Origin of the sequence: Flectobacillus rivi, from assembly GCF_030056655.1 — a bacterium.
GTDB lineage: Bacteria > Bacteroidota > Bacteroidia > Cytophagales > Spirosomataceae > Flectobacillus > Flectobacillus rivi.
Genome location: NZ_JASHIE010000001.1, coordinates 177,624 through 202,396 on the forward strand (window position 1 = coordinate 177,624; position 24,773 = coordinate 202,396).

A 24,773-nucleotide genomic window follows, 5' to 3' on the forward strand; every position below is an offset into this window, starting at 1 on the left:
CTATATGAAAAACCTCCTTAAATCTCGAAACTACTATTTAAAAGAAATTCTTGCTTTTTTGTTTTTATTACTGGCAATCTATTTCTTCAGACAACAACAATCAGACATTGTGCAGTCTATTGCTGTATTAAAAAATGCTGACCCAAATTACTTCCTTATAGGCTTATTAGTAACTGGTTTCTATATTCTTCTCAACGGTTTAATGTATGTATATGCTTTTCGAGCAGTACATAGCGCCATCTCTATAAAAGATGGGGTAAAACTATTTCTTAAACGCAACCTTATCAGTGTGTTTTTACCTGGAGGAGGTGTTACTTCTTTAGCTTTTTTCAACCAAGAAATTGAAAGAAAAGGAATTAGTAAAACTCGAATTAATTTTGCTTCCTATATCTATGCTGTTATAGGAATCGCCTCGCTTGCATTTGTGGCATTTCCCGTTTTGGTATATCTAGCAATAGTTCGTAGTTCCTCGGCTAGTTCGTGGATAGCCTTTGCGGGGATTGTTGGAATAGTGGTTTTATTGGTATGGGCTACATGGTCTTTTCTTGAAAAAGGATGGGTTTTCAAACAGTTAATTAAGATCAACCCACAGTTTGAAATGTTGGCAGAAGAAATCAATGTGGGGAATTTTTCAGTAAAAGAAATACTCTTAGTTTTACTATTTTCGATAGGCATAGAAATCACAGGAATGCTTCATCTTGGTATCGCCATGAAAGCCCTTGGCTTGTCTGCCAGCCTCGAAAGTTGTATTGCGGGCTACGTGATAGCTACCCTTTTTTATGTTATTTCACCATTTTTAAGAGGTTTGGGAGCCGTAGAAGTTTCCATGATTTTATTGATAACTTCTTATGGATTCAGTGAAACTCAAGCTATTTCTATCACCATCCTTTACCGTGTGTTTGAGTTTTGGACACCTCTCATTGCAGGGATTGGTAGTTTTTTATTCAATCGAGGCAACATACTACTTCGGTTGCTTCCAGCCATACTTTTGGCGCTGTTAGGTTTGGTCAATATCATATCTGTTTTGACTCCTCCCCTAGTCGAGCGTCTCAAATTATTGGAAGATTTTATCCCCATTGCCACTGTGCATTTATCCAATCTGGCCGTACTTATGTCAGGTATATCGCTGTTGGTATGTGCAGCATTTTTGATAAGGGGATTGCGAAATGCATGGTTTTTAGCACTAACCTTGAGCCTTATTTCTTTTGTCGGACATTTAACCAAAGCTATCGATTACGAAGAAGCTACCCTAGCGCTTTTTACAATGATTGTTTTAGTGATTACTCGCAAACAATATTATGTTAAAAGTGACCGAAAACTTCAAAACTTTGGCATTTTGTTAGCAAGTTCAGTTTTAGCCATGGTATTGGTGTATGGGGTAATTGGCTTTTACTTTTTGGATAAAAAAGAATTTGGCATCGACTTTTCCTTGAGTAATTCTATTGAAAATAGTGTAAGAAGCTTTTTTCTACTCGAAACTACAGTTGCTCCTCTCACTCGTTTTGCCAAAGGCTTTATTCATTCTATCAATTTGTTGGGAAGTTTGTCGTTGGGTTTGTTGATTTATGCTTTTGTCAAACCTTATATTTTCCGCTATTCTTCAGATGAAGAAGAACAGGCGAAAGCACTTGAGTTATTAGCTAAGTATGGTCACACAGCCGACGATCATTTCAAGGTGGATGCTGATAAAACGTTCTTTTTCGGCACTAAAATCGAAGGATTTATTGCTTACAAAATCGCCTCTGGTTTTGCGATTGCTTTGGGCGAGCCTGTATGCGAAAATTCAACTGAAAGCATGCGAAAGTTGATTCATGAATTTGAAGTTTTTTGTAAAAGAAATAGCCTAAAAACGGCTTATTACAAAATAGATGAAAGCAAACTGCCTCTTTTTGAATCTTTTGGTAAAAAATCATTACCAATAGGTCAGGAAGCGATTGTAAACTTACAGACTTTCACGTTGGAAGGAAAAGACAAAAAGTCGTTAAGAAATGCCTTGAATGCTTTGGAAAAAAAGGGTTTTAAAACGGTCATTCACCAAGCACCCATTAAGGACGGGCTTTTACAAAAACTAAAACACGTTTCAGATGACTGGCTACGTTCTTTAGACCGAAAAGAAATGGTTTTTTCCCAAGGCATGTTTAATTGGAATGAATTGAAAAATCAAACTATCATTACCATTGAAAATAGTGATGAAAAAATTGTTTCATTCTTGAATATCATTCCCGATTACACTCCCAATGAAGGAACGTATGACTTGGTTAGAAAAACCGAAGATGCACCCTCTGGCTCGATGGATGCGCTGATTATTGCTCTTATTTCCCAGTTAAAGGAACAAGGGTTGAGCGCCCTTAATATGGGTGTAGCTCCTATGTCGGGCATTGATCAGCCCAAGGATTTTCCAGAATGGACGGTAAAATTTGCCTACGAAAAACTTCAGCAGTTTCGTCATTATCATGGATTGAGAGATTTTAAAGATAAGTTTAATCCAACTTGGGTCAATAAGTATTTGGCCTACGAAAATCATTATGATTTGATTAGCCTTCCTATGGCTTTAGGTAAAGTCATGAAACCATAGGTATTAATGGTGAATCAGGACTGTGTGAAGGATTTCGAACTATTGCAGATTTGGGATTAGTACTGTACGAAGGTTGAGCTTTGTCATTAAAATAAAATTGGTGTAGTGGTAACTCTTGCAGTTACCGCATTCAAAATGGCAACCGCAAGGGTTGCACCTACACCCAAAAAACTATGAATAAGAACTCTGTTGAACAAGATAAAAACCTTCATAAAGTACTAATGCTGAATTTTGATTTCGGAATTATCTAGTCCGAGACTAAGTCTCGGACTAGCTTTTGCCTCAGTTTAGAAACTGTATAAAATAGTTCAAGACTAAATCTTGAACTAGTAATCTCTCTTCCTAAATATCACATTTTTAAATACCTCCTCCCCCATCTTTTTGTGGAAAATTAGCCAATGCCTGTAGCATTTTATCCTATCATCCCTTGTCATTGAGTATAATTGATTTCATCCAACTTTTTATCGACAAGGTACAAGTAATTGTACTATACTTATGAATAAACCTAGTGTCAGATGAAGAAACTTCTTCTTTTATTTATTCCGCTATTTGTCCTTTCCTCTTGTCGTAACAACGTGCCAGAAGAGTTAAAGGAGGAAATCGCTCAATTACCTGATGAACTTGATTACAACATGGATGTAAAGCCTATCCTTTCGGATAAGTGCTTTGCCTGTCATGGCCCTGATAAAAAGAAACAAAAGGCAGGTTTACGCCTCGACCTCGCCGAAGCTGCCTACGGAGATTTACCCGAAAACCCGGGCAAAGTAGCCATCGACCCAGGCGACCTCGACGATAGCGAATTGGTGCGTCGTATTCTTACGGCGAATCCCAAAGAAATCATGCCTACGCCCGAATCTCACCTTTCTTTAAGCAATAAAGAAAAAGCCGTTTTAATCAAATGGATTAAAGATGGGGCTGAATACAAAGCACATTGGGCATTTGAAAAACCCGAAAAACCTCGTGTACCTTCGGTTGAAGGAAGTGATTGGATAAAAAATGAAATCGATAATTTTGTTTTAGCCAAACTCGAAGCCAAGAAAATCAAACCGCAACCAGAAGCCGATAAAGAAACCCTTATTCGTAGGGTTTATTTAGACTTGACGGGCTTGCCACCGAGCCTTGCCGATATTGATGCTTTTTTAGCAGATAAATCGCCCAATGCCTACGAAAAAGTAGTTGATAAATTGCTTGCTTCTCAGCATTATGGTGAAAAACTAGCAACCGATTGGATGGATGTTTCTCGTTTTGCCGACTCACATGGCTATACGGTTGATAGAGTGCGAGATATGAGTCCGTTTCGGGATTGGGTAATTAAGGCATTTAACCAAAATTTGCCTTATGACCAGTTCATCAAATATCAATTGGCAGGAGATTTGTTGCCTAATGCTACTTTAGACCAAAAAATTGCTACAGGATTTTTACGCAATCACCAGCAAAATATGGAAGGAGGTATTGTTGAGGAAGAATTTCGAGTGGAATACGTCGTGGACAGAACCAATACGCTTGGAACAGCCTTTTTGGGCATGACCCTCGAATGTTCTAAATGCCATGACCATAAATACGACCCTCTTTCGCAGAAAAACTACTACCAATTATTCAGCTTCTTCAATAATGTAAACGAAGCTGGACAAATTTCTTGGGATGATGCCTTGCCTGTACCAACCTTGCAATTACCTACCGCCAAACAACAGCAAATTATCAAATACATTCAAACAAAACTAAAGGCTGTAGAACAAAACCCAAGTTATCCAGCTAAAATCAATGCAGAGTTTAATCAATGGATTAACAGCGGACAATACCAAAAAGATTTAACAAATAAACCTGACACTGTTGCCTTACAAGGGCATTATACTTTCGACGACGCATTAGTCAACCTACGCAACAAAAAACATCAGCCCAAAATGGCAAGAGATGTAGGGGGTACCGATAAAGATAAACCTACTTTTGTGGCAGGAAAATACGGTAAAGGACTTTGGATGGAAGGCGACCTTTGGTTTGATACGCAAGGCGTTGGAGCTTTTCATCGCTACGAGCCTTTTACGGTATCTATTTGGGTAAATATTCCGAAGGAGTTGAAAGAAGGAGTCATCCTACATCGGGGTGTTTCGGGGCTTTTGTATGGTTTTAGAGGCTATCATTTGCAGGTAAAAAACAACAAACTCGAATTTAATTTGGCTCGTACCGCCCCAGACAATGCCATTATAGTCCATACCAAAAACGACGTTCCCAAAAACCAATGGATTCATTTGGCGATTAGTTATGATGGTTCATCTTTGGCAAAAGGAGCGAAAATTTATGTTAATGGGCAAGCTATGTCACTTAATATAATGACCGATAATCTCACCAGAGATATTGTATTTTTTGACCATTTATACAAAGTACAACCTACCTTGCAAGTGGGTGCTTGGGGTAGAGGCTTAGGGTTTAAAAATGGAAAAGTGGACGAACTGAAAATATACAATCGTCTGTTAACGCCGCATGAAATCAGTATTTTAGCCGAAAAAACCACATGGAATTCCCTGCTTTCAAAGCCATTTAATACCTTGAATGAGGTAGAAAAAAATGCGCTCAAAGGCTATTTTATAGCAGCAAAATCGCCTACAGCCAAACAATGGCTCAAAGAAATGACAGCGTATCGTAAAGCTCAAAATGATAGTGCTGAAAAAATTCGGGAGTACATGGTTATGAAAGAAATGCCTAAACCCCGACAAGCCTATATTTTGGAAAGAGGCTTGTACGATAGTCATGGCGAAAAAGTTTTTCCGAATACACCTGAAAGCATTTTACCATTTAAAGAAAAATTTGTTAAAAACCGCATTGGGTTAGCCGATTGGTTGGTTGATGAAGACCATCCACTTACGGCACGTGTAGCGGTAAATCGCTATTGGCAAATGCTTTTTGGCATTGGTATTGTTAAAACCACCGAAGACTTTGGCAACCAAGGAGAATTGCCCGTCAATAAAGATTTACTCGATTATTTGGCGGTTGATTTTAGAGAAAATCAATGGAATGTAAAAGCTCTTTTACGTAAAATTGTTCTTTCAGCAACTTATCGACAAAGCTCAAAAGCCAGTAAGGAACTCCTCACCACCGACCCCGACAATCGACTGATGGCACGTGGCCCAGCCAATCGCCTTACCGCCGAAATGATAAGAGATAATGCACTGGTAGCAAGTGGTTTATTTAAAAATGAAATAGGTGGAAAAAGCATCAAACCGTATCAGCCAGAAGGACTTTGGGCTATCAATGGAGATACGTATTTACCCGACTCGACAAACGATATTTACAAAAGAAGTTTGTATATGCTTATCAAGCGTTCTGTACCACATCCTACTTTAGCGACGTTCGATGCCACTGCGAGGGCTTCTTGTACCGTAAGACGACAAAAAACGAGTACACCATTGCAGGCATTAACTTTAATGAACGACCCTACTTTTATTGAAGCGTGTAAAGTGATGGGACAAAACATGGTAAAAGAAGGCAATACGCCTGCGGCATTAGTGCATGTTTTTAGGAAAATTACGGGTCGTAAACCAATTCCAGCAGAATTAACCTTGCTTTTACAACAGCAAAAAGCTTTGTATCAAAAGTTTAAAGCAAATCCGAAAAAGAAAGACAGTTGGCTCAATACAGGACTTTATCGAATAGACCGTAGCTTAGACCAAGATTGGATTGCGGCCAATACCATTGTTGCCAATACCATTCTAAACTCCGACGCATCTATTACTAAAAGATAATCATCGGATTGCGGATTTGGGATTACGGATTTCGGAATAAAATTTATTTATCAATGAAATAAAATCATATATCCGAAATCAAAAATCCCAAATCCGATATAAAAAATCACTCATTCACAACTCACCAATTCACAATTAAACAGATGGCACATCAGCATGATGAGGAATTTCGCCTACATGGAGGCGAGTTTGATGAACTCAATCGGAAGTACGATAGAAGACGTTTTTTAACCAAAACATCATTAGGACTTGGTGCTTTGGCACTTGGTGGATTATGGGCTGGCTCTAGTATGTTGGCAAATTCTACCAAAAAATCAGGCACACAGAGCATCGAAGAAGATATATTGGCAGCTTTACCTCATTTTGCTCCAAAAGCCAAACGTGTTGTATATTTATTTATGAGTGGCGGGCCTTCTCAATTTGAAACTTTTGATTACAAACCCAAATTATACAAAATGCTTGGGCAAGACCTGCCCGATTCGGTGCGAGGTAGCCAACGCTTGACGGGCATGAGTGCCAGCCAAAGCCGCTTTCCTATTGCTCCTTCTTTGTACAAATTCAATGCACATGGGCAAAGCAACACCATGATTTCGGAATTGTTGCCCCATACAGCCAAAGTCGTAGATGAACTGTGTATCATCAAGTCGATGTACACCGAGCATATCAACCACGACCCGGCGATTACGTTTTTTCAAACAGGACACCAATTGCCCGGTCGTCCCTCGATTGGCTCTTGGGTGAGCTATGGCTTAGGTTCTGATAACCAAAATTTACCCTCATTCATTGTATTGGTTACAAAAAATGGCGGTGGACAACCCTTGTATGCTCGTCTTTGGGGCAATGGTTTTTTACCAACTAAACACCAAGGCGTACAATTTAGAAATGGCAAAGACCCCGTTTTGTACCTCAATAATCCCGAAAATTATGATGGTGCCGACCGTCGTGAGATGCTTAATTATTTGAACAAACTCAACGGCCTTCAAGCTGATTATTATGGCGACCCAGAAGTAGATGCCAAATTGGCTCAATATGAAATGGCGTTTCGTATGCAAACGTCTATTCCCGAAGTAATGGACATGAGCGATGAACCAGACGAAGTATTTGAACTGTATGGAAAAGATTCACGAGAAGCAGGTACGTTTGCAGCTAACTGCCTCATGGCAAGAAAATTACTAGAAAAAGATGTCAAGTTTGTACAGCTCTATCACCAAGATTGGGACCATCATGCTGCTTTGCCTAATGGGATTCAAACCCAATGCCAGAAGGTTGACCAAGGCTGTGCCGCCCTCATTACCGACCTCAAACGTAGGGGCTTATTAGAAGATACACTAGTTATTTGGGGAGGAGAATTTGGAAGGACGGTTTACTCGCAAGGAAAACTTTCGCCTGAAAATTATGGTCGTGACCATCACCCCAGAGCCTTTAGTATGTGGATGGCCGGAGCAGGCGTAAAAGCTGGAATAAGCTACGGCGAAACTGATGATTTTAGTTATAATATCGTCAAAGACCCTGTACATGTACACGATTTTCAGGCTACTTTGATGCACTTGCTTGGGATAGACCACGAAAGATTTACCTTCAAAACACAAGGACGTAGGTATAGATTGACCGACCTAAGTGGAAAAGTAGTAAAAGATATTTTAGCCTAAAACCAAGCTTATCCATTTTATAGACTATGAATTATAATAGAAGAAATTTTCTTAAAAATACAGGTATGACCGCTGCTGTAGGTGTATTAGCTACAGCTAAACAGCCTGCTTTAGCTCATACCAAACCCGACGATTTGACCATTGGGCACAACAATTTTAGATATAAAGTTGACAAAGGATGGGCCAAACTTACGGTCAATCGTACACCCTTGTTCAACTGTCATGAAATGATACAAGACCAAAAAGGTCGCTTGATTATGGTTGGCGACCACGTGGCAAATAATATTTTGATTTTTGACAAATCTGGCAAATTATTGGATAGCTGGACTTTAGCATTTCCAGGGGCACATGGTTTGAGTTTGAGTAAAGAAGGTTCAGAAGATTTTTTGATTATTACAGACTGTGGTTGGTACCAAGACCGTAACGGTCAATGGAATCGCCAAGCAGGGCAAGTTATCAAAACCGATACCAACGGAAGGCTGATGTTTGCCATTGGGCATCCTCGCACTATTGGCATATACAAAGACGACGAGCCTTTTATGCCTACCGAAACCGCCGTAGCTCCCAATGGCGATATTTATGTAGCCGATGGCTATGGCAGCGATTATATTATTCAATACGATAGCAAAGGAAAATATATTCGTCATTTTGGAGGCAAACACAACGCCAACCCTGAGCATAATTTAGTCAATGCACACGGCGTATCTATCGACCTCAGAGACCCACGCAACCCCAAAGTGGTTTGTTCGTCCAGAGAAGAAAATTGCTTTAAATTCTTTACACTTGAGGGCAAATATTTGTATAAAGTAGATTTGCCAGGAATGTATGTTTGCCGTGCGGTATTTCATCAAGAAAACCTTTATGCAGGCGTTTGCTGGAGTAAAGATAAAGAGGGAAAACAAAATTGGGGCGATTCTGGCTTTGTCACGATATTAGACAAAAATAATAAAGTGGTGAGTAACCCCGGAGGTAATGCCCCTGTGTATCAGAATGGTGTGCTACTTCCAACGCTTGCGACAAGCAACCCTATTTTCAACCACGGGCATGACGTTTGCATCGACGAAGACGAAAACATCTACGTTTGTCAATGGAACGCCAATCATACCGCACCAATCAAACTAACCCGAACGGTCTAATACAAATGATTTTGATAGATATTTTTTCTTACCTCGGACGAATGCACCCATTGGTAGTGCATTTGCCGATTGGTTTTTTGGTACTCGCTGCTATTTTCGACCTTTTAACATATAAGTCTAAATATGCTTTTCTGAAACCTGCTGTTCCACTCACTTTGCTTTTGGGAGGTATATCAGCTACAATCGCTTGTGTAATGGGATGGCTCTTATCACAAACTGGTGATTATGACTATCTAACATTACGAAATCACAAATATACAGGTATTAGTGTGGCGGTAGTTTCCTTTATCTTTTATGGGTTAAAAAGCCTATTTGCTCAACGCATTTTTAAGCTTTCAGATAAAGCTTTTTCAGGTCTATTATTGGCACAAATGTGCCTATTGAGCTATTCAGGGCATCAAGGCGGAAACCTCACGCATGGGACTGATTATTTGATTTTAGAGCAATTGACTACTACTCAAAAGGTAAAACCTAGTAGTTTAAAAGAGGCTAAAGTATTTGAAGATTTGGTTTTACCAGTTTTAGAAAACAAATGCCAACAATGCCATCAACATGGCAAAAAGAAAGGCGATTTATTGCTCATAAGTTATCAAGATTTATTGAAAGGTGGCAAAAATGGTCCTTCTATCGTGCTAGGTTCTTCGGCGAAAAGTGAGCTATTCAGACGAGTAACCTTGCCTTCTGAGCATAAGGAATTTATGCCTACCGACGGCAAACCAGCCTTAACGCCCGACGAAATTGCTTTATTGAAATGGTGGCTCGACGAAGGCAAAGGAGCAGAAAACTTGAGCTTTATGGCAGTGCCTAATCATGAGAAAATGACCGCAATGGCATCTGGGATATTGGGTATTGCAGGAGCTATTTTACCACAAGACAATACCCAAATACAAACTTTTGTCAATCCTGATATTCCAAAGAAGGTAGATGAAAAAGCTGTTCAAAACGCCATTAATGGAGGTTTTAATATCCGCTTCATGAATCATACCCCAGTGATGTTGGATGTAAGTTTTATCAATAAAAAAGAAACGCCCAACTTGGCATTACTCGCTCCTATTGCCAAAAATATTGTTTGGTTAAATCTCAATCAATTGAATCTTTCTAACAAAGTCGGGTCGAGTATTGCCTTGATGTCAAACCTTGAAAAATTGCGTTTAGAAAAAAATAATATTAGCGATGGCATTGCCTCTGATTTGACTGGACTACAACACTTAAACTCCCTCAATCTCAACGAAACACAGGTAAGTAATCTGACAGTCAATGAATTGAAAAAGTTGAAATCTTTACAACATATCTATGTTTGGAGAACCAAAGTTTTAGAGACTCAGCGTAATGATACTAACGCTCATGCCTTAAAAATTGTCAGTAAATAAAGTCCGACATTATATAGATACCCCGATGGTTTAGCACTATCGGGGTATTTTTTTTGCTCATTCCAACCTTTTATCTGTACTATTACTCTTTTATATGGAAATAGCTTGAAAACTTTCGTAAAGTCCAAATTAACAACACAACATTTATCAACTTAAATAAACCTCCTTTATCTAAAATTCAATTCCAAATTCATTCTAAAACTATGAGAACATTATTTGTAGCCATTTTGATGGCATTAGCGGTAGTAAGTTGCAAACAAGATGGTCAGTCTATCGGCGTTCAGGAAAATTTAGTAGGCAAATGGGTACCGACTTACGAACTATTTGACGAGTCTACCCAAAAGTGGAATTCTATCCAAACGCTGGTCGCATTACCAACCTACGAATTTACAGCAGATGGAAAAGTACTTCAAAACGACAAACCTGCAGGAGATCAAGACTGCTGTGGGTTTATTGGCAATAAGTATTCGTACAAAGCAGGTAAAATAACCTTTTCAGACTTTAAGATATGTCCAAACGTAAGCTGCTATGCTTTAAATTGCGATGGCTGGACAGTCAGAAAACTAGAAGGTGATATCATGGAAGTGGCTCAATGCCAAGGTGGAATCATGAGGTATAAAAAAGTAAAATAAGCATCATATCTACATTTACGTATGAAAGCATTTATCATTATTTCAATCGTATTTATCTTGCTTTTTATCTCTTGTAAAAACGAGAGTGACATTGAGCCTAAATACCTTATTGGTCAATGGCGACCTACCTACGAGATTTTTAATGATAGTACTCAAAAATGGGAAGTCATTCTATCGTATATGCTACTACCCAATATTGAATTTACTTCAGATGGAAAATTTCTTATTAACAAACGACCAGGCTCGGAAGGCGATTGTTGTGGCTATATCGGAAGTCAGTACAAAGTAGAAAACAATATGGTTATCTTTTCTAACTTTGGTACACCTTGCCCTAATGCCTTATGCCTCAACTCCACTTGTAAAGGATGGTCAATCAAGAAGTTAAGCGAAGAAACCTTAGAAATATACCAGTGTCCAAATGCAACCTATAGATATTCAAGAGTAAAATAAAAATAAGGCTTTACTTGCGCACAAGTAAAGCCTTATTTTTGTAAGTTTGAATAGAAATTGCTATCACTAACTATCTTGTATGATTACTACTATTGTTTCTTATTTCTTACCAGCTATCTTATTATTTTGGCTTACAACATTCAATCCAAAGAATGTTGAATTTTCGTTTACAAAATTTCAGAAAGTAGTCAAAAAATCACATAAACTCCCACGCACTTAGATATGACCCTGCATTTTCTGCATATTCGATAAACTTAGCATAAAAATCAAATTGTGCTAAGGTGGCACTATCGCCAATTACCACAAGTTTTTTCTTGGCTCTAGTCATTGCGACATTCATTCTGCGAATATCGGAAAGGAATCCTATTTCTCCTTCTGCATTATTTCGCACCATACTGATATACACAATATCTCGCTCCTGCCCTTGAAAACTATCTATGGTATTGACTGAGATTTTCTTTAAAAACTGTTCTTCAATCCCCGAATGTTGTACCAATTGTTGCAACTCCAACACTTGTTGTTTATAAGGCGAAATCACCGCAATACTTGGTGCAGCGCTATCTGGTTTTTCAGTTTTATAGCTATCTATTAATTGAGTAAGATGCTTTACCAACAATTGTGCCTCCTCTGGATTGATGGTTGAGGTTCCAATTAGTTTTTCCTCAAAACCACAACCCGCAGTATCTACAAAATTCAAGGCAATTTCTCCATCAAACAAGGTTCTTTGCGCGACCGACTCATGCGCTTTCAATAAATTTTGGTAAAATACTTGCGAGGAATACCCCATAATCAACTCATTCATACGGTATTGCTCTTGTAACAACACCACAGATTCGGGATGTATTTCGACAGATTTTTCTAATAATGTTTTACTCAATCCTTTTTGCGAAGCCTCATTTGATTTGATGGTTGGCGCCAGTTGACAGTGGTCGCCCGCCAATATCACTCGCTGTGCCTTCAAAATGGCAATCCAGCAAGCAGGCTCCAGTGCCTGACCAGCCTCGTCGATGACCACGGTTTTGTACTGCAATTTTCTGACCGTATAATGATTTGCGCCCACCATCGTTGCAGTGACAATTTGAGTTTTGGTCAATATATCATCAATCATGTATTGCTCCGTACGCTCAACCTCCTTCATGATTTTGTGCGCTTCCTCAAATAGCAATTTACGTTGGTCACGCTCGGCTTTGCCAAAATTACGCTTGTATTTATGCGCCATATTTTTGAACTCCTGCGCTTGTTTCTTAAAGCGCTTGATTTCTTTGATGGCTGGATGATCCATCATTTTGGCGTCCAAAGTCAATGCCATCAAAGAATCCGAAACTCTTGCAGGATTGCCCACTCGCAACACATTGAGCCCTGCCAGTGATAACTTTTCACTCAATAAATCTACTGCTGCATTACTTGGTGCAACCACCAAAATAGGTGCTTGGTCTTTTTGAGCTAATTGTTGAATGGCTTCTACCAAGGTAGTGGTTTTCCCAGTACCAGGAGGTCCATGAACAATTGCCAAGTCTTGCGCTTGAAGGATTTTTGCTAAAGCCTTATTCTGGAACTCGTTTAATTTTATGCTCGGTTTAGCCTGAATATATTCATCAAATGTTGGTTTGGCTTGCCCTGTCAACACCTTTATCAAGTTTGCTTTGGGCGAATTACTATCATTGAGATGTACTTGTGCTACTTTCAAGGCCGCAAACATTTCATCGTAGCTATTTTCATCAAAAAGGACATCTATCCCTAACTTTCCATCGCGACTCCAATCGGGCAGCTCATCAGTTTTAAGCGTTAACTTCAATCTATTACCACCTTGATAGGACACCAACCCTTCTATCCTATCATCCGAAGGATTATGATTACTAAACAAAGTTGCAGGAACACCAAAACGAAACAAATGTGCCAAATCATGATGCGTTGTACGCTCCAACTCAACACTGATATAATCACCCTTGGTCAGTTCTGTGCCACGAATCGCCACAGGATACCACGTAAGTCCATTAGCTCGGCGCTCGCTTACGCTAGTGCTTTCGGTCAGTTGTTTGTACTGTGTGCGGTCTTCTTCCCGCTCTATTTGTAATAAGGATGTTAAATTTTCAAAATATGACATTAGAATAAGTTATGAATGATGAGTGCGGAGTTAGTACTGTACGAAGGATAATAAAAACTGTTTATTTCGGATATCGGATGTTGGATTTCGGAAGTATAATCTTCTATATTTTGCAAAAAACAAAGGTATTTTACTTTATTTCCGAAATCAGAAATCCCAAATCTGCAATAGTTTGAAATCATTCGTACAGCCCTAGTACAGAGTATTAAGATTCCATAATTGATTCCTCAAGAATTTATTTTCGAGAAAACATTTACTCCTTGTGACAACATCATTGAATGATGAAAAGCTTAAATTTTCCTAAAATTTCTTAAATGAAACCTTAAGGTTGAACTAAAACTGGGAAAAGGCTATTTTACTATCATGTCAAATCGGTACATGCTAGGATATAAACTCGAGAAATAGCACAATTCCACAAAAGTCTGACATAATGGCAGGATTGACAAGAAAAATCAGTAAATTTGTAGATTAAAACGAATGAGGCGGTCAATTAGGAACAAAAGTATTCTGATTGCGCCCAACACCCTATTCGAATCATATTATTCTTAATCAAAAGATGAGAAGCTTAGAAATACTCAAAGACGAAGACAAAGAAGCGTTGGAAGTAGCCCGCATTTCGGTGGATGAAACTGGCAAGGAAAGTAAAAAGAAATTATACATCGAGAGTTACGGCTGTCAGATGAACTTTTCGGATAGTGAAATCGTAACTTCGATTTTGCAAGAACAAGGCTATGCCACTACAAGCCAATACGAAGAGGCTGATGTAATCTTGTTGAACACTTGTGCCATTCGTGAAAATGCGGAGCAAAAAGTGAGAAATCGTCTGAAAAACTTTACACCACTCAAAAAGAAAAAACCTCAGGTGGTAGTTGGTGTATTAGGTTGTATGGCGGAACGTTTGAAAACGAAATTTTTGGAAGAAGAAAAAATCGTTGACGTAGTCGCTGGTCCAGATTCTTATCGCGATTTACCTAACCTTTTCAGTGAGGTTGACGAAGGTCAAAAAGCCATCAATGTATTCCTTTCTCGTGACGAAACTTACGCTGACATTACACCAGTACGCCTAAACTCGAATGGCGTAACAGCATTTGTAAGTATCATGCGTGGTTGCGACAATATGTGCTCATTCTGCGTAGTACCTTTCACAAGAGGTCGTGAACGCTCACGTGATGTACATTCTATCTTAAAAGAATGTCAAGAATTACATGACAACAACTTCAAGGAGGTTACGCTTTTAGGACAAAACGTAGACTCATACAAATGGTCATCTGAAGATGGTGCTGAAACAGTCAACTTTGCTCAATTGCTTGAAAGAGTAGCTTTGATTAGTCCAGAACTACGTGTTCGTTTCTCTACGTCGCACCCTAAAGATATTACCGATGAAGTATTGCATACTATGAAAAAGTATGAGAACATCTGCAACTATATTCACTTGCCAGCCCAATCAGGTAACTCGAGAGTCTTGAAAATCATGAACCGTACTTACGACCGTGAATGGTATTTGAATCGTATCGATGCGATTCGTGCTATTTTGGGCGAAGAATGCGGTATTTCACATGACCTTATTGCAGGTTTCTGTACCGAAACAGAAGATGAGCATAAAGATACCTTGAGCCTTATGGAATATGTCAAATATGACTATGGTTATATGTTCGCTTATTCGGAAAGACCAGGCACGCCTGCTGCCAAAAAATTGGAAGATGATATTCCTGAAGACGTGAAAAAACGCCGTTTAAATGAAATCATTGCCCTTCAACAACAACACTCATTGGCAAGAAACCAAATGTCAATCGGTAAGGTTCAAAAAGTATTGGTAGAAGGTTTCTCAAAACGTTCGGACGATTTCTTACAAGGACGCAACGACCAAAATAAGGTGGTGGTATTCCCTAAATTAAACTTCCAAAAAGGTGACTACGTAAACGTTCTTATCAAAGAATGTACCGCAGCAACCCTCATTGGAGAAGCGGTGGTTTAGAGAATTGTGAATGCTGAATGAGTGAATTGTGAATAATGGTGTTGAGAACTGTTTTTATAGAACAAAACATTCACAATTCACTCATTCACAATTCTTTGATTCAATCAACCTATCCAAATCTTATAAATATATGACTAATTCCGAATTACAATCCATCAAAGCCCGATTTGGTATAATTGGCAATTCTCCCGCCTTGAACCATGCCATCGAAGTAGCTGCACAGGTTGCTCCTACCGACATGACCGTGCTGATTACAGGCGAAAGTGGTTCGGGAAAGGAATCATTCTCAAAAATTATACATAATGTTTCGGCACGAAAACACGGTCAGTTTATTGCGGTAAACTGCGGTGCGATACCCGAAGGAACGATTGATTCAGAATTATTTGGTCATGAAAAAGGAGCTTTTACTGGTGCAGTAGATGCTCGTAAAGGTTACTTTGAAGTGACCGATGGCGGTACCATTTTCTTGGACGAAATTGCCGAAATGCCTCTTGGTACTCAAGCTCGCTTGTTACGTGTACTCGAAAATGGAGAATTTATTAAAGTGGGTTCATCCAAAGTACAGCGTACCAATGTCAGAGTTGTAGCGGCCACAAACATCAATTTGATGCAGGCTGTAGAGCGTGGCAAATTCCGTGAGGACTTGTACTACCGTCTCAATACCGTTCCAATTTTTGTGCCTCCATTGCGTGACAGAGGTTTAGATATTGAGTTACTTTTCAGAAAATTCACAACGGATTTCGCTGAAAAGTATCGCATCAAACCTATCCAATTGACTCAGGATGCTCAGAATATTTTGTTGTCACAAAGGTTTCCTGGCAATATCCGCCAGTTGAAAAACTTGGCTGATCAAATCTCCATTTTGGAAGTTGATGATCGTATTGTGGATGCCAACAAGTTGACCCATTATTTACAAATGAATAGTGGTCAGCAAGTAGGTAATGGGCTCGTTCGCAAAGATTTTGAAGCACAGAACAAAGAAAATTTTAATGAGCGAGAATTACTCTATAAAATTCTCTTTGATATGCGTCGCGATGTGACCGAACTCAAAAAGATGTTTTTGGAAGTGCTCAAAAATAATGGTGAAATGACTGGCGACATTCTCAAAGGACATGAAACCCTTTTCCAAGGTTTGGAAGGCGAAACGATTCCTACCAATTATGGACATAGTTATCAAGCGCCAGAAATGAATCCAAGCCGTATTTTGCCACCTAGTACGCCCAATTACGAGCAGCCCAATTATCAAAATGTTAATGTTTCGCCAAGCGATAATGAATTAAAAATTATTTCGCTCGACGATAACAATACAGCCAACGATGTTTACGATATTACTCATGTGGCAGAGGAAGTATCTTTATCTTTAGAAAAACAAGAGAAAGATATGATTATCAGAGCCTTGCGGAAAAATAAAAACAAACGTAAATACGCTGCTCAGGATTTGGGTATTTCTGAAAGAACGCTTTATCGCAAAATCAAGCAATATGACATCGAAGAAGAATAATCTCTGGAAAATTTCTGGTATATTACTTTTTGTAGGAATCACAAGCTTACTTCAAGCTTGCTATACTTTTCGTGGGGCTAGTTTAGACCCTAATTTGAAAACCATTCAAATTCAAAACTTTACCACACAGGCAGCGGGTGGACCAACCAACTTAACCTTGACTTTCAATGAAAAAATGAAAGAATACTTTCAAAGAAATACTTCATTGAAAATTGCGAATATCAATCCAGATTTGATGTTTGAAGGAAGTATTACGGGGTATGATGTTGAGGCCAAAGCTACTAGCTCATCCGATAAAGGGGGACTAAACCGCCTCACAATCAGGGTTCAAGTGAAGTTTACCAATGCAAAAGACGAGAATAAAAACTTTGACCAAGAGTTTTCTTTCTATCAGGATTTCCCTCAAAATCAAACCGTTGCAGCGGTAGAAAAGGAATTAATCCCAAAGATATTTGACCAAATTGTTTTAGATATTTTCAACAAAACCGCTGGTGAGTGGTAAGAGCTTTTGAGTGATGAGTTGGGAGTTGCGAATTAGGGTTGAGCTAAGTAAAACTGTTTATTTCGGATATCTGATATTGGATTTCGGAAGTGTAAGCTTCTCTTATATTATAGAAGCTGTTTAAACTTTCATAAACTTGCTCGCGTCAGCAATGAATTTATACTGTTTGAGCGAAGCGAGTTTATAAATTCTTGAATTTTTTGCGGCCGCCGCTGCGGTTACTTTTTGTATCAAGACAAAAAGTAAGACGAAGAATTAATCAATAAAATATGCTTTTTGAAAAGTTTAAACAGCTTCATAATAAACAAAGGGATTTTACTTTATTTCCGAAATCAAAAATCCCAAATCTGAAATTGTTTGAAGTCCTTCGTACAGCCCTAATTCACAACTCACCATTCACAACTCCTAACTCACAACTCAAAAAACTCATCACTCTTTTTACCTATAACTTCTCGATGACTAAAGAAGCTTTTTCATATTTAGTGACCAATCCCAATGAAGTTTCCAAAAAGGATGTTGAATCTTTGGAAGCTATTTTGGAGGAATATCCTTTTTTTCAGTTAGCACATACCTTAGTGGCAAAAGGCTATCATGCAAATTATGCTGAAGAGTTGGCTAACGAAAAAATTCGTAAGGCAGCCATTTATGCTCTCAACCGTAATGCTTTAAGAAAGATTATCAATGGAAGTTTTGTGAATGAAAATCTTGTTCCTCAAAATTCTCCTAGCACAGTAGAATACATCAATAAAGTTGATAAAATCATAGAACAAGCAACGGCAGAAGAACAACCGCAAAACTTTGCTAATCATGATTTAATGGCTTTTTCTGCCTCTTATGAAGATGCCTTGCTGGACGATATTTTGAATAAGCAACAAAAACAGCTAGACATCATCAATTCGTTTATTGAAAAAGACCCAGGCTTGATTCGTACTTCTAAAAGTCAGATAGAATCGCCTGTGAACCATATAGATTTATCTGCCAAAAGTACAAAAGCTGAAAAAGACGTTGTCACAGAAAGCTATGCCAAAATTTTGACCATGCAAGGACGTAAAGAAAAAGCGATAGAGGTGTATGAAAAATTAATTTTGAAATTCCCAGAAAAAAAAGCGTACTTTGCGGATAAAATTAAGGCCTTACAGTAGGAAGAGTTTATTTACTTGACTAAATTTAGCATTTCAAGCATTCAATAAGTTCTTCTCAAAGCAATGAGCTTGCGATTTGAGCTTATCGTCTAAAATGTCTTAATTTGGCCTAATGCCTACTGCTATTGCTTACAGCGTTAGTAATTCATTTCCAAATACAAAATATTCACATTTAAAGTAAAAGTAAAAATGTTCGGAGCAGTTATTGTAATTATTTGTATCGTAGCGGTATTGTTAGTGTTCGTAGTACTTGTGCAAAACCCTAAAGGAGGTGGCTTATCGGGTGAATTCGGTTCGGCTGGCGCAAGCCAAATGTTCGGTGTACAACGCACTGGCGACCTACTTGAACAAATTACTTGGGGTGGAGCGATTCTAATTGCTTTGTTAACATTGGGTTCTAAGTTTTTGACTCCAACAGCTTCTGAAGGAATCAACTCAGTGAACGTTGAAAAAGCAGCTACTAAAACTATTCCAGCGGCTGTGCCTGCACCAGCTCCTGCTGCTCCAGCTTCAGGAACTCCAGCACCAGCGCCTGCACCAGCGAAATAATTTTCGTAGGTTCGGATACAACAAAAAAGTCGAGCAAGAAATCTTGTTCGACTTTTTTGTTAATTATGTCTAGTCAAGAACTAGTTGCATTTTGAGCGTTAAGCTCAACACAAGAAGATTCCACAAAACTCCCAACTCTTCACTCAAAATTCAACACTCAAAACTCCCTCTACGCCGCCGATACCATTTCGACCACCTTACGTTGTGCTATTGGCAAAAAAGTTTCTTCTAGTGGTAAAATACTGGAAGACTCCACCAAAAATGTGGCAGGGTTTGGCAAGTGTTTATATTTTTTGACTAAATCAATCTTCATGTTTTCGAAAGTATTCGCCATCGAACGACGAATGGTATCCACATAGAAGGTTTTCAGTCCTCTGCATTTTTCGTGGTTATTTTCGAAAATGGTCAGATTGAATTGATAAATCCGTGTTTCTTGAATACAAGGCTCGTACAGAAATAAATAACCTTCATTTTTGTACAGAGGCAAAACGCCGATGGGTGCAATTGAAATACCTTTTTCTACCTTTGATAAAAGCTCCTTTCCCTCTTCAATCGAATACTTAAATTTTGGCAAAGCATATTCCATAATACTTTGCATTTCGGATATAACTTCGTTTTCAGGCTGTTTTACTTCTTCATAATTGACTTGCAAAGCATCCGAATCCAGCCCTTTGATTCTTTTAGGAAAATTTTTCGCCATTTGTTGTAGACCGTCCTTAAAGTACATCGAGTACTCATAATGACGTTGCAAATCAGACAAGTCAGGGTAAAGCTTCTTTTCTTTGAAGTTAGTTTTGACAGATTGTAGATAGGCGAGTAACAAATATTTTTTGTACTCGAAGTCAATTAAACCTGCGGTGAGCCAATCTTTTTCTAAATTTCTCATCTTGGGCCTCCTTTCTTGAAATTAAGTGGTGATTGTGTGAATTAGTGAATCATGTTAAAGGCGACTCTTGCGGTAGAGTCTGGACTGTAACTATTGCGGATTTGGGATTTCTGATTTCGGGAATGAGGAAAAAATAGCTTAAAAAGTAGAGTATAATTCCGAAATCCAACATCCGATATCCGAAATAGATGATTCTTACAATCCTTGGCGCACTACTATTGTAGAGTCATAGATTTTCTTGTCGATTTCACCTACACTTGAAATTAAGAACTTTGTCGAAAAAAACAAATATTCAGATAGCTTTTTGAAATTGGCATAAAGAAGAAACCTGTTTGAAGTCAATTTGTCATAAAATAAGTACAAAAATAAGAGACAAAATTTCAGGTTGAATTGACAAATAAGTAGAGTATGACATAGTTTGAAGCCAAAACCTGACAATATTTCAGCAAAATGCCCAATGGCACAAAAAATGTACAAAGATGCCATGTCAGCCAAGTAGTAATTATGGCTGGCTCTGACCTAAAATTTACATAAACAAAAAATAACTCTTACAAAAACAAATGTCAACAGTTAGTATCAAACCATTAGCTGACAGAGTTCTAGTTGAACCAGCAGCAGCAGAAGAAAAAACTGCATTCGGAATTATCATCCCTGACACAGCGAAAGAAAAACCACAAAAAGGAACAGTAGTAGCAGTAGGTGCTGGCAAGAAAGATGAGCCGTTGACTGTTAAAGTAGGCGACACTGTATTATACGGTAAATACTCTGGTACTGAAATCGCGGTTGAAGGAAAAGATTATTTAATCATGCGTGAAAGCGATATTTTCGCAATCGTTTAATTTTCAGTTATCTGTTAGGCGTTAACGGTTATCTGTTAACAAAACGCATTAACTCAAAATAATTGCAAAAAAACTAATAAAAGTTGTTTACTCTGTACGTCATTTAGTTAACTATTATTGACAACAGACAACTGATAACTAATAACAAAATTCAACAATGGCAAAGGAATTATTTTTTGACACCGACGCTCGTGATAAATTGAAAAGAGGCGTTGACACTTTAGCAAATGCAGTAAAAGTAACTTTGGGACCAAAAGGTCGTAACGTTATCATCGACAAAAAATTCGGTTCACCAACAATCACTAAAGATGGTGTTTCGGTAGCGAAAGAAATCGAATTGGAAGATGCAGTTGAAAACATGGGTGCTCAATTGGTGAAAGAAGTAGCTTCTAAAACGGCTGACCAAGCTGGTGATGGTACTACTACTGCAACAGTATTGGCGCAGGCTATCTACACAATCGGTTCTAAAAACGTAGCCGCTGGTGCAAATCCAATGGATTTGAAACGTGGTATCGACAAAGCTGTTAGTGCGGTTGTAGGTTCATTGAAATCTCAATCTAAAGCTATCGAAACTTCAAACCAAATCGCTCAAGTTGCTACGATCTCTGCTAACTCTGATGCTGAAATTGGTAACATGATTGCTAACGCGATGGACAAAGTAGGTCGTGAAGGTGTAATCACTGTTGAAGAAGCTCGTGGTACTGAAACTGAGGTTAAAACTGTAGAAGGTATGCAGTTTGACCGTGGTTATTTGTCTCCATACTTCGTAACAAACACTGAGAAAATGGAAGCTGAATTAGAGCGTCCATTCATCTTGATTTCTGAGAAGAAAGTATCTTCAATGAAAGAATTGTTACCAGTATTGGAAGGTGTTGCTCAAACTGGTCGTCCATTGTTGATCATCGCTGAAGATGTTGACGGAGAAGCTTTAGCTACATTGGTAGTTAACAAAATCCGTGGTGCATTGAAAGTTGCTGCTGTTAAAGCTCCAGGTTTCGGTGACCGTCGTAAGGCTATGTTGGAAGACATCGCTATCTTGACTGGTGGTACTGTAATTTCAGAAGAGCGTGGCTTCAAATTAGAGCACGCTACTATCGAATATTTAGGACAAGCTGAAAAAATCATCATCGACAAAGACAACACAACTGTTGTAAACGGTGTTGGTTCTTCAGATGGTATCCAAGCTCGTGTAAACCAAATCAAAGCTCAAATCGAGAACACTACTTCTGATTATGACCGTGAGAAATTGCAAGAACGTTTGGCTAAATTGTCAGGTGGTGTTGCTATTCTTTACATCGGTGCTGCTACTGAAGTAGAAATGAAAGAGAAGAAAGACCGTGTTGACGATGCTTTACACGCAACTCGCGCTGCTGTAGAAGAAGGTATCGTAGCAGGTGGTGGTGTAGCTTTAATCCGTGCTATCTCTTCATTAGACGGTTTGAAAGGTGAAAACGATGACCAAACTACTGGTATCAACATCATCCGTCAGGCTATCGAAGCTCCATTGAGAACGATCGTTTCTAACGCAGGTGGTGAAGGTTCTGTAGTAATCAACGCAGTGAAAGCTGGCGAAGGTGACTTTGGTTACAATGCTCGTGAAGACAAATACGAAAACATGTTAGTTGCTGGTATCATTGACCCAACTAAAGTAACTCGTTTGGCTCTTGAAAACGCAGCTTCAATCGCTGGCTTGTTGTTGACTACTGAATGTGTGATTGCTGACAAACCAGCAGCAGACCTTCCAGCAGCTCCACACGGTGGCGGAATGGGCGGAATGATGTAATCAATTTCTGCTTATAAATCAAAGGCCTCTTTCTACGGGAAGAGGCCTTTTTTTATTCTATTGAGTGATTAATAGTCTTTGTTAAGCTTATTTTTTGTTATCTAAAAATCAACTTTATTAGTTTTACAGCATAGATATGCCCATTTATTAGATTTTTACAGAAACCAATATTATCATCAGCTTCGTAGGTGTGAAAGACCTCAAAATAGCTGGCATTCTATCGCACCTACGGCGCTCAAAAAAGGTTTTTACCATAAATTATTCCTACCAAACTGTCGCTCCTACGGAGCTTTTGGAATACAAAGTATTCAAACTTATTTTGAAAGACTTCTTAAAATTATGAATTTATCAATGAACAAAAACTGTACTTTGGACTTATCTTTCGATTTTAAGAACTTGTATTCTACTATCTTGTTAAGCAATAGTTTAAATATCATTCGAAAATAGTAAATTCAAAAGCTGACATTTTAAAATTTAATTTTCACTTATGTTTTTGAAAATATTTGAGACTATTTGAATCATTGAGTTATTAAAAAGCAGTATCGTTATAAAACTTGAGAAGTATGAGACACCTATTCAAAATATTGTTGTTTTTCTCGTTTTACATCTCATCATGTAAAAATATTGACCACGAATATGGTTGTGAAAACATTGTACTCGAAAAGGTAGACTGGACATATTGTGAAATTATTGAGAAATATGGCTGGAAAAAATGTAATGATAGTCGTGATACACTTACCATGAAGTTCAAAGAACGATTAGAAAATGTCAAAGGTGTAATTACGCAAGAGGATGATTCGACTTTTTGTTTAAAACCAAATGGCTTAAATAGTCTCACACCAATAAATTTACCCAAATGCTTCAAAAGAAGTAATTTGAAAGTAATTTTTAGCGGAGATATTAGAGTGGCTCCAGGCTTGAATGAATCAAATTGTGGTGATTTATTTGAACTTACAAAAATAGAAATTGCTGAGTGAACTCTTTAAGGGCAATAATCTCTTTTCATCGCACAAATGCTAATTTAGGAATTAACCTATTTGAACATGACTTTTCGTAAGATAAACCTACCAGACAAGAAAAGTAAGCAAAGGAGAATACAAATTCCAGTTTTATCTACCAATACCAAATAAAATTTTCTAATAGCTCATTTTTGATGTACCTAAAGATTAGTACAAGAACCTTAATTTAGGAAAATCTAAGAGTATTTTACAAAATAATCTTAACAATCACAGTCAACAACTACACTTCAAAATATGTACGATCAAAATAAAGTAGATGATTTTTTCTATCGTTCAGAAGAACTTATAGGAAAGGTTGACAAGGAAGAAGCTTTTACTATTATTACCAAAGAAATTGAAGACTGTGAAGATCAATATTTCAACGAATACATTACCGTTTTAAATCTTATTCGCAACGACAAAGTTCTCGATTGGATTGAAATCAATATTCATCGCACAGTTAATATAGGTCAAAATTGGGGTCATTTGGCTGCAAGTTCATATTTAAGTTGGAACAGGGCTGAAAAGTGGCTGACCGCTGGACGACCTTTATGTTTAGTCGCATTGGACGGAATAATGTTTTGTACTACTGTTGGTGAAAGGCTCAATCAATCATTATGGATGCGAGAAATTCAACCCAAACTGATTGATAATCCAAAACCCGAAATAGTAGCGACAAGACTTCAAAAGCATTTACAAATAGACAATACTCATAGGACAAAGGCAACTATCAATAAAATAATTGAGAACTTATTCGACGCAAGGCAATAATTTGAATAGTTAACAAAATTTTGTCTAAAGTAAATATCTTCGATTAAACATTTGTGCTAAAATTCTCACTATCGACAAAGACCTTACTGTTAGCCTATCAACATAATTCTAACCCTTATCTATCAAGAAATTATTTCAATGATTAAGAGAATTTGGTTTATTATTACCTACCCA

At 38.1% G+C, this 24,773-nt stretch carries 19 protein-coding genes; 16 read left to right on the top strand and 3 right to left on the bottom strand.

From position 1 onward, the window contains the following. Positions 1-4: 4 nt before the first annotated feature. A complete protein-coding gene (locus tag QM481_RS00700; RefSeq protein WP_283380253.1) occupies positions 5-2,575 on the top strand; it encodes a phosphatidylglycerol lysyltransferase domain-containing protein in 2,571 nt (856 codons plus the stop codon). 86 nt (positions 2,576-2,661) lie between these two features. Here QM481_RS00700 and QM481_RS00705 read toward each other — a convergent pair whose 3' ends face one another. Beyond that, the gene (locus QM481_RS00705) at positions 2,662-2,787 is read right to left on the bottom strand and encodes a hypothetical protein (protein WP_283380254.1); all 126 of its coding nucleotides are present in this window, start codon (positions 2,785-2,787) and stop codon (positions 2,662-2,664) included. A gap of 303 nt (positions 2,788-3,090) precedes the next feature. Here QM481_RS00705 and QM481_RS00710 point away from each other — a divergent pair, with 303 nt between their 5' ends. The 6 genes from QM481_RS00710 to QM481_RS00735 all read left to right on the top strand — a co-directional run bounded on the left by QM481_RS00710 (position 3,091) and on the right by QM481_RS00735 (position 11,549). After that, positions 3,091-6,312, top strand: coding sequence for a DUF1553 domain-containing protein (locus tag QM481_RS00710; RefSeq protein ID WP_283380255.1), 3,222 nt, complete (start codon positions 3,091-3,093; stop codon positions 6,310-6,312). Positions 6,313-6,455: 143 nt separating this feature from the next. Then, a complete protein-coding gene (locus QM481_RS00715) occupies positions 6,456-7,961 on the top strand; it encodes a DUF1501 domain-containing protein (protein ID WP_283380256.1) in 1,506 nt (501 codons plus the stop codon). 26 nt (positions 7,962-7,987) lie between these two features. Next, positions 7,988-9,097 (top strand): twin-arginine translocation signal domain-containing protein, encoded by a 1,110-nt coding sequence (locus QM481_RS00720; protein ID WP_283380257.1) that lies wholly within the window; start codon positions 7,988-7,990, stop codon positions 9,095-9,097. Further along, positions 9,049-10,467, top strand: a complete 1,419-nt coding sequence (locus tag QM481_RS00725) for a DUF2231 domain-containing protein (protein WP_283380258.1) — start codon at positions 9,049-9,051, stop codon at positions 10,465-10,467. The genes QM481_RS00720 and QM481_RS00725 overlap by 49 nt, the downstream gene beginning before the upstream one ends. A gap of 203 nt (positions 10,468-10,670) precedes the next feature. Continuing rightward, positions 10,671-11,099 carry a hypothetical protein gene (locus tag QM481_RS00730; RefSeq protein WP_283380259.1) on the top strand — a complete coding sequence of 143 codons (429 nt, stop codon included), beginning with the start codon at positions 10,671-10,673 and terminating at the stop codon, positions 11,097-11,099. A 21-nt stretch (positions 11,100-11,120) separates the two neighbouring features. After that, positions 11,121-11,549: a hypothetical protein gene (locus QM481_RS00735; protein WP_283380260.1), complete on the top strand. Its 429-nt coding sequence runs from the start codon at positions 11,121-11,123 to the stop codon at positions 11,547-11,549. A 196-nt stretch (positions 11,550-11,745) separates the two neighbouring features. On the opposite strand, the gene QM481_RS00740 is transcribed toward QM481_RS00735, so the two are convergent. Next, positions 11,746-13,653: an AAA domain-containing protein gene (locus tag QM481_RS00740; protein WP_283380261.1), complete on the bottom strand. Its 1,908-nt coding sequence runs from the start codon at positions 13,651-13,653 to the stop codon at positions 11,746-11,748. 556 nt (positions 13,654-14,209) lie between these two features. Between QM481_RS00740 and miaB the strand changes: the two genes are divergently transcribed. The 5 genes from miaB to secG all read left to right on the top strand — a co-directional run bounded on the left by miaB (position 14,210) and on the right by secG (position 19,322). After that, positions 14,210-15,628 carry a tRNA (N6-isopentenyl adenosine(37)-C2)-methylthiotransferase MiaB gene (miaB, locus tag QM481_RS00745; RefSeq protein WP_166549424.1) on the top strand — a complete coding sequence of 473 codons (1,419 nt, stop codon included), beginning with the start codon at positions 14,210-14,212 and terminating at the stop codon, positions 15,626-15,628. A 130-nt stretch (positions 15,629-15,758) separates the two neighbouring features. Further along, complete coding sequence (locus tag QM481_RS00750) at positions 15,759-17,129, top strand: sigma 54-interacting transcriptional regulator (RefSeq protein ID WP_283380262.1); 1,371 nt, start codon at positions 15,759-15,761, stop codon at positions 17,127-17,129. Continuing rightward, the gene (locus QM481_RS00755; RefSeq protein WP_283380263.1) at positions 17,110-17,631 is read left to right on the top strand and encodes an LptE family protein; all 522 of its coding nucleotides are present in this window, start codon (positions 17,110-17,112) and stop codon (positions 17,629-17,631) included. Before QM481_RS00750 ends, QM481_RS00755 begins: the two co-directional genes overlap by 20 nt. Before the next feature lie 269 nt (positions 17,632-17,900). Further along, positions 17,901-18,773 carry a DUF8458 domain-containing protein gene (locus QM481_RS00760; RefSeq protein ID WP_283380264.1) on the top strand — a complete coding sequence of 291 codons (873 nt, stop codon included), beginning with the start codon at positions 17,901-17,903 and terminating at the stop codon, positions 18,771-18,773. Positions 18,774-18,962: 189 nt separating this feature from the next. Then, positions 18,963-19,322 (top strand): preprotein translocase subunit SecG, encoded by a 360-nt coding sequence (secG, locus tag QM481_RS00765; RefSeq protein ID WP_095164023.1) that lies wholly within the window; start codon positions 18,963-18,965, stop codon positions 19,320-19,322. Positions 19,323-19,491: 169 nt separating this feature from the next. On the opposite strand, the gene QM481_RS00770 is transcribed toward secG, so the two are convergent. After that, positions 19,492-20,208 carry a hypothetical protein gene (locus QM481_RS00770; RefSeq protein WP_283380265.1) on the bottom strand — a complete coding sequence of 239 codons (717 nt, stop codon included), beginning with the start codon at positions 20,206-20,208 and terminating at the stop codon, positions 19,492-19,494. 560 nt (positions 20,209-20,768) lie between these two features. On the opposite strand from QM481_RS00770, the gene QM481_RS00775 reads away from it, so the two are divergent. From QM481_RS00775 to QM481_RS00790, 4 genes are all read left to right on the top strand, one after another. After that, on the top strand, positions 20,769-21,047 hold the full coding sequence (locus tag QM481_RS00775) for a co-chaperone GroES (protein WP_095164021.1): 279 nt from the start codon (positions 20,769-20,771) through the stop codon (positions 21,045-21,047). A 157-nt stretch (positions 21,048-21,204) separates the two neighbouring features. Continuing rightward, positions 21,205-22,830: a chaperonin GroEL gene (groL, locus tag QM481_RS00780; protein ID WP_095164020.1), complete on the top strand. Its 1,626-nt coding sequence runs from the start codon at positions 21,205-21,207 to the stop codon at positions 22,828-22,830. 563 nt (positions 22,831-23,393) lie between these two features. After that, positions 23,394-23,807: a hypothetical protein gene (locus QM481_RS00785; RefSeq protein ID WP_283380266.1), complete on the top strand. Its 414-nt coding sequence runs from the start codon at positions 23,394-23,396 to the stop codon at positions 23,805-23,807. A gap of 276 nt (positions 23,808-24,083) precedes the next feature. Next, positions 24,084-24,599: a hypothetical protein gene (locus tag QM481_RS00790; protein ID WP_283380267.1), complete on the top strand. Its 516-nt coding sequence runs from the start codon at positions 24,084-24,086 to the stop codon at positions 24,597-24,599. Positions 24,600-24,773: the final 174 nt, after the last annotated feature.